Origin of the sequence: Winogradskyella rapida, assembly GCF_042675845.1 — a bacterium.
GTDB lineage: Bacteria > Bacteroidota > Bacteroidia > Flavobacteriales > Flavobacteriaceae > Winogradskyella > Winogradskyella rapida.
Genome location: NZ_JBHTKM010000027.1, coordinates 1 through 5,145 on the forward strand (window position 1 = coordinate 1; position 5,145 = coordinate 5,145).

Consider the following 5,145-nt stretch of genomic DNA (forward strand, 5'->3'; position numbering starts at 1 on the left):
GTTATAGCCTACTTACGAAAGTCCTCGCGGACTTTCTATCTGTGATTTATTTGCTAACTTTAGTGCTTAAAACACGCAACGAAATCATACACAAACACGTTGTAAAACATTTGAACGAAATGAATCGCATCCTTCAAATTTTAGGGATTTTAATAATATTGATTAGTTGTAAGTCGACTAAAATTGGTTCTGAATCTGAATTCAAAATGACGAATGACTCTGTAAATCTTTATGCATTTATCGGAGAAAAAATATCTGTAATTGAATTTGACCCAAATGAAAATAATGAACGAATCGAAATTGACTCTATAACAGGAGACACTCTGATATTTAAGAGTTATGTAATGGATAATGGTTTCAGAAATAAATACAAGGTAATAAGTAACGTATACAACGAACTGAAAACAGATACGATTGAATTTGATGCTTACGACCATTATGGAAGACCTGCATTTGAGGATTACAAAAACGTTCTGTTATACTTATCATACAGCAAAGAAAAAAACAAATACTATCACCAAAAATATATATTTGACCCAATTGAAAAAGATAGAAATGGAAATTGGAAAGGCTTAAAAGGAGAAAGTATAGAAAAGCTATTTACTGAACAGAAAAACGGTTATTTGTCTGCGAGAGGAATATTTGATAGCGAATAAAAACGTTTTACAACACCGTATATAATTTATTGCTAATTCTAGCCTACTTACGAAAATCCTCGCGGATTTTCTATTCGGTTTTTATTTGCTAAATTAGATTTTTAAACCACGCAACAAACCATATACAACAACGTTGTAGCCAATTTGAGAAAAATGACAATCCGAGAGATATTAAATACAAATGAACACAGACCTTGGAAAATGCCAACTGAAAACTGGAAATTTTATCAAGAGTGGAATAATGCAATATTTCTTCATTGGCAAGTGGAATTAAACGAACTGAAAGAGTTTGTACCGAAAGAATTAGAAATTGACCTTTTTGACGGAAAACCCTGGATTTCAGTTGTTGCTTTTACAATGGAAAAGATAAGACCGAAAAACCTACCTTCCTTTCCGCCTATTTCGGATTTTGACGAAATTAATATCCGAACTTATGTGAAATCAAATAACAAAACTGGAGTATATTTTTTGAGCATTGAAGGCGGAAAAAGTTTGTCTTGTAAAGTTGCGAAAGGAATATCTGAACTTCCATATAGATTTTCAAAAATAAAACGTACTAAAAACCAATACGAATCAAATAATTCGGAATTTAATGACAAATTGAATATTCAGTTTGAGATTGGAAAAGAAATTACAGAGAAAACGGAATTAGACAAATGGTTGACTGAAAGATACGCTCTTTTTCAAGACACAGAAAAGTCGATTAACGAATTTGAAATTCACCATTTGGAATGGCCAATTAACGAAATTGACTTGAAAAATTTAGAATTTAATTATCCAAAATTTGACGGATTGATTAAAAACGAGCCAAACAAAATCCAATACTCAAAAGGAGTAAAAGTTATTGCTTGGGGAAAGAATAAAAAAGGAAAAACTGGCTACAACACCGTGTATAATTAATTGCTTTGTTCTTCCTTACTTGCGAAAATTCCTGCGGAATTTTCACGGGTTCGTCAAAGTTTGCTAACTTAGTTGCCTAACCACGCAACTAACCATACACAAACACGTTGTGGCGCATTTACCAAAACGCACGTTGGAATCAAAAACTGAATAAAACTGAACTTTTAATGAATTTTTCACGACATTGTGATTTATGCGAAAACCAAATAACGAGTCTTGAAAAAGGATTGACTTGTAATTTGACCAATAAAAAACCTGAATTTAGTAATACTTGCTCAAAAATTACACTTGACAAAAAATTTCAAGAAAAATTAGAAATTGCTAATCTCGAACTGGAAATAATCCGTAGAAACCAAAAGTCAACACATCTGACTTTCTACGGCACAATAATTATTGGTTTTCTTTTAATACTTCTTGGGTACTTTTTATCTGACTGGAAAATATTTAGCTTGTATCTATGGTACGTAAAAATTGGAATGATTGTAACTGGATTTTCATTTCTAGGAACTGCTTACTCTAAACTGAATAAATATAGAAGAGAAAATAAAAAAGCGGAATTGGAAAAAAACAAAATTGATGAAGTCATAAATAAATACGGAATTTCATATCAAGAAAATTTTGATTTTAAAGAAAAAATTCACGGAACTCAAGAAGTAATTGTAAATATTGAATTTAAAAATTCGAGAAAAGGAAAAACATCTAATTCGTATAAATTTGATTATTTATAAGTTAATAAAAAAACGACACCACAACACCGTGTATAATTAATTGCTTTTTAGAGCTTACTTGCGAAAATTCCTGCGGAATTTTCACGGGTTCGTAAATGTTTGTTAACTTAGTGCCTAACCACGCAACTAACCATACACAAACACGTTACCCAACATTTGAAAAAACACTACGACATAAACAACAAGCTTCTGAAAGGACTACTTTTTGACAACCTCAAAATGATAGCTCTTGTGATAATCGTATTGCCTTTTTATTGGAAATGGAGAAACGAAACCGAATTTGTTCTTGACCAACAAATATTAATAATTATTAGTGTCATAATCCTAATTATGAACATTCCGTCTTTGTTAATCTATCTCAATTATTACTTTGAAAACAAAGGCACTACTTTTACTATGGACTTTGACTCAAAAAAAATTGAAATCACTCAAAACGGAAAGACTAAAACGTACACGATAAATGATGTTTCGGAATCAACTTATCATCTTGGAATTTATTACAAAAACGCAATAGATAGAGCTGGACGAATTCCCATGCTTGTATCTGACTTTGGATATTGGGACTTGAAATTTAAGAATGGAGATAGATACTTTTTAACCAACATTCTTCACGACTTTATTCACAATGATCCTTTTTTTAAAAACACAAAATATAGGTTTAGAATGTTTACCTACATTAATAAATCCGATTCAAAAAAAACAGTAAAACTAAAACAAGAATTGGAAAGGAAAAAAGAAAAAAGCCAAACCGAAAAGTTTGTTGAGAAATTTAAAACAAAATCAGAAACCGAATTAAACGAAATTTTGACTAACAAATCAAAATACCAGAAAGAAGCTGTGAAAGCAGTTGAATTAATTTTAAAGGACAAAAACGTTGGGTAACACCGTGTATAATTAATTGCTTGTGACTTGCCTACGTGGAAATTCCTGCGGAATTTCCTCTCGTTCGGTTCATTTTTACTAAATTAGTTGCTTAACCACGCAACTAACCATACACAAACACGTTGTAAGTAATTATGAAGAAACTACTGATTATCATATTATCATTCTTATTAGTATCATATTCCGACTTTGGAAATGACAATCAGATGTATACGAATTATTGTAAAGCTCTTGATAATTATGCCAGTACTTTTCAAAACTATTTAGTAGTTAACATCCAAGATAAATCAAATGGAAAATCTACTGAAATCTGCCTTACAGGATTTGAATTAGTATCGACTATGATGGACGAATGGAATTTTGACATAGAGAATGAATTTAAAGCTGTCCGAAAAGTAAAACGGAATAGAAACCGAACTTTTAAAGTGGAAAACTATGACAAGCATAAATTTTTGAACAGAATTGAATACTCTCAATCAGAGCTTGTAAAATATTCTGACCGAATAAATTTTGACTCTATTGCTAATAGCATTTCGAACAAAAACGAATGGAGTTATTTTGCGGATAATGAAAAAGAACAAGTAATGATTGCGCATTTACTTTTTAAACAAGGATACTTAACTGGAATTAATGAATGTTTTGGAGGAGAACAACTGGAATATTACGTTGAGGAAAAATAACTACTTACAACACCGTGTATAATTAATTGCTTTTTACGTGCTTACTTGCGAAAATTCCTGCGGAATTTTCTCGGGTTCGTCAAAGTTTGCTAACTTAGTTGCCTAACCACGCAACTAACCATACACAAACACGTTAGCTACAAGGCAAATGAAGAACTTCAAAAAAACATCCTTTTTATCTTTAACATTAGGTTGGATTGGACTAATTACAACTCATATAATATGGTTGAATTTAAGATATGAAAATGCTTCTGGCGGAGATACTGGAGTAGTTTTATTTTGGGCTTCTTTTTTTCTTTTAATCTTTTACGGACTTTTTATCTTAATACCTCAAAAGGGAATTGTAAAACTAACTAAAAAACTGACTTTAACTTCATTTACAATTCTTTCAGGGGTTTATGCTTTAATCGGTTTTACTATTCTAATTGGTTGGTTGTTTTTAATTTCTGACAATTTCTATGGAGTATTTTTAGACGCATTTGTTTGCGGATTGATTTTCGGACTGACTTTTCATATGATTTGGAATAAAAAACGGAACGAATTAAAACAAATACATTTGATTCCTATTCTGACTTTACCGTTTTTTTTACTTTTCATTTATTTGTTTGTTTTTCCAAAACTATTACCATCTTTTGCATACAATGTTGTTCCTCAATATGTAAGACACGACATATTAAAAAATACAATTCCGAAATTTAAAGTTGGAGACGATTTAACTGAATTACAAAAAGCGTTACCAGGCGAATTTGATTTTGAAGATTGCTATGGAAGTCGTGGAGCGAGTTTAGAACATTTCCAATATGTGGTTGAAGTGAATTGTTGCAAAATAGTCAGAATTGAATTTGGACCAAGACAAAAAACGGCTTATACAATGGGCGGAAAAAGAAAGCCCTGTAGCTAACACCGTGTATAATTAATTGCTAGGTTCTTCCCTACTTGCGAATATTCCTACGGAATATTCACAGGTTCGTTAAAGTTTGCTAACTTAGTTGCTTAACCACGCAACTAACCATACACAAACACGTTGTGGCACATTAACACTCGTCCTGAATAAAGGCTACATAATTTTAAACATTATGTATAAAAATGACAAAGTAATTAGACGTTACAGCGAACCTTTCAAATTAAAAATTTTAGCCGAACTTACAACCGGAAAACACACAAAGAGTGAACTATGCAAGCTCTACTCTATTGCACCTACAACGGTGAATGTGTGGATTAAAAAGTACAATCGTAAAGACTTAATGAACACCAGAGTAAAAGTGGAAACAAAAGACGAAATATCCAGAATTAAAGCCC

General features: G+C 31.5%; 7 protein-coding genes. All 7 read left to right on the forward strand.

The window, feature by feature from the left end; translation table 11 throughout:
* A partial coding sequence (locus ACFQ13_RS05945; RefSeq protein WP_386115154.1) for a hypothetical protein occupies positions 1–656 on the forward strand: 656 nt, incomplete at its 5' end.
* Positions 657–857: 201 nt separating this feature from the next.
* Positions 858–1,556 (forward strand): YqjF family protein, encoded by a 699-nt coding sequence (locus tag ACFQ13_RS05950; protein ID WP_386115157.1) that lies wholly within the window; start codon positions 858–860, stop codon positions 1,554–1,556.
* 167 nt (positions 1,557–1,723) lie between these two features.
* Entirely contained in the window at positions 1,724–2,284 is a 561-nt protein-coding gene (locus ACFQ13_RS05955) for a hypothetical protein (RefSeq protein WP_386115160.1), read from the forward strand.
* A gap of 156 nt (positions 2,285–2,440) precedes the next feature.
* Positions 2,441–3,166 carry a hypothetical protein gene (locus ACFQ13_RS05960; protein WP_386115162.1) on the forward strand — a complete coding sequence of 242 codons (726 nt, stop codon included), beginning with the start codon at positions 2,441–2,443 and terminating at the stop codon, positions 3,164–3,166.
* Positions 3,167–3,300: 134 nt separating this feature from the next.
* Positions 3,301–3,846, forward strand: a complete 546-nt coding sequence (locus tag ACFQ13_RS05965; protein WP_386115165.1) for a hypothetical protein — start codon at positions 3,301–3,303, stop codon at positions 3,844–3,846.
* A gap of 148 nt (positions 3,847–3,994) precedes the next feature.
* The gene (locus ACFQ13_RS05970; RefSeq protein ID WP_386115168.1) at positions 3,995–4,747 is read left to right on the forward strand and encodes a hypothetical protein; all 753 of its coding nucleotides are present in this window, start codon (positions 3,995–3,997) and stop codon (positions 4,745–4,747) included.
* A 175-nt stretch (positions 4,748–4,922) separates the two neighbouring features.
* Positions 4,923–5,145, forward strand: a 223-nt coding sequence (locus ACFQ13_RS05975; RefSeq protein WP_386115171.1) for a transposase, incomplete at its 3' end; no start/stop codon positions are given.

What these genes read in the sequence shown, in the direction of transcription:
- ACFQ13_RS05955 (WP_386115160.1), top strand. Translation starts at nt 1,724, where the DNA reads ATGAATTTTTCACGACATTGTGATTTATGCGAAAACCAAATAACGAGT.
- ACFQ13_RS05965 (WP_386115165.1), top strand. Translation starts at nt 3,301, where the DNA reads ATGAAGAAACTACTGATTATCATATTATCATTCTTATTAGTATCATAT.
- ACFQ13_RS05950 (WP_386115157.1), top strand. Translation starts at nt 858, where the DNA reads ATGCCAACTGAAAACTGGAAATTTTATCAAGAGTGGAATAATGCAATA.
- ACFQ13_RS05970 (WP_386115168.1), top strand. Translation starts at nt 3,995, where the DNA reads ATGAAGAACTTCAAAAAAACATCCTTTTTATCTTTAACATTAGGTTGG.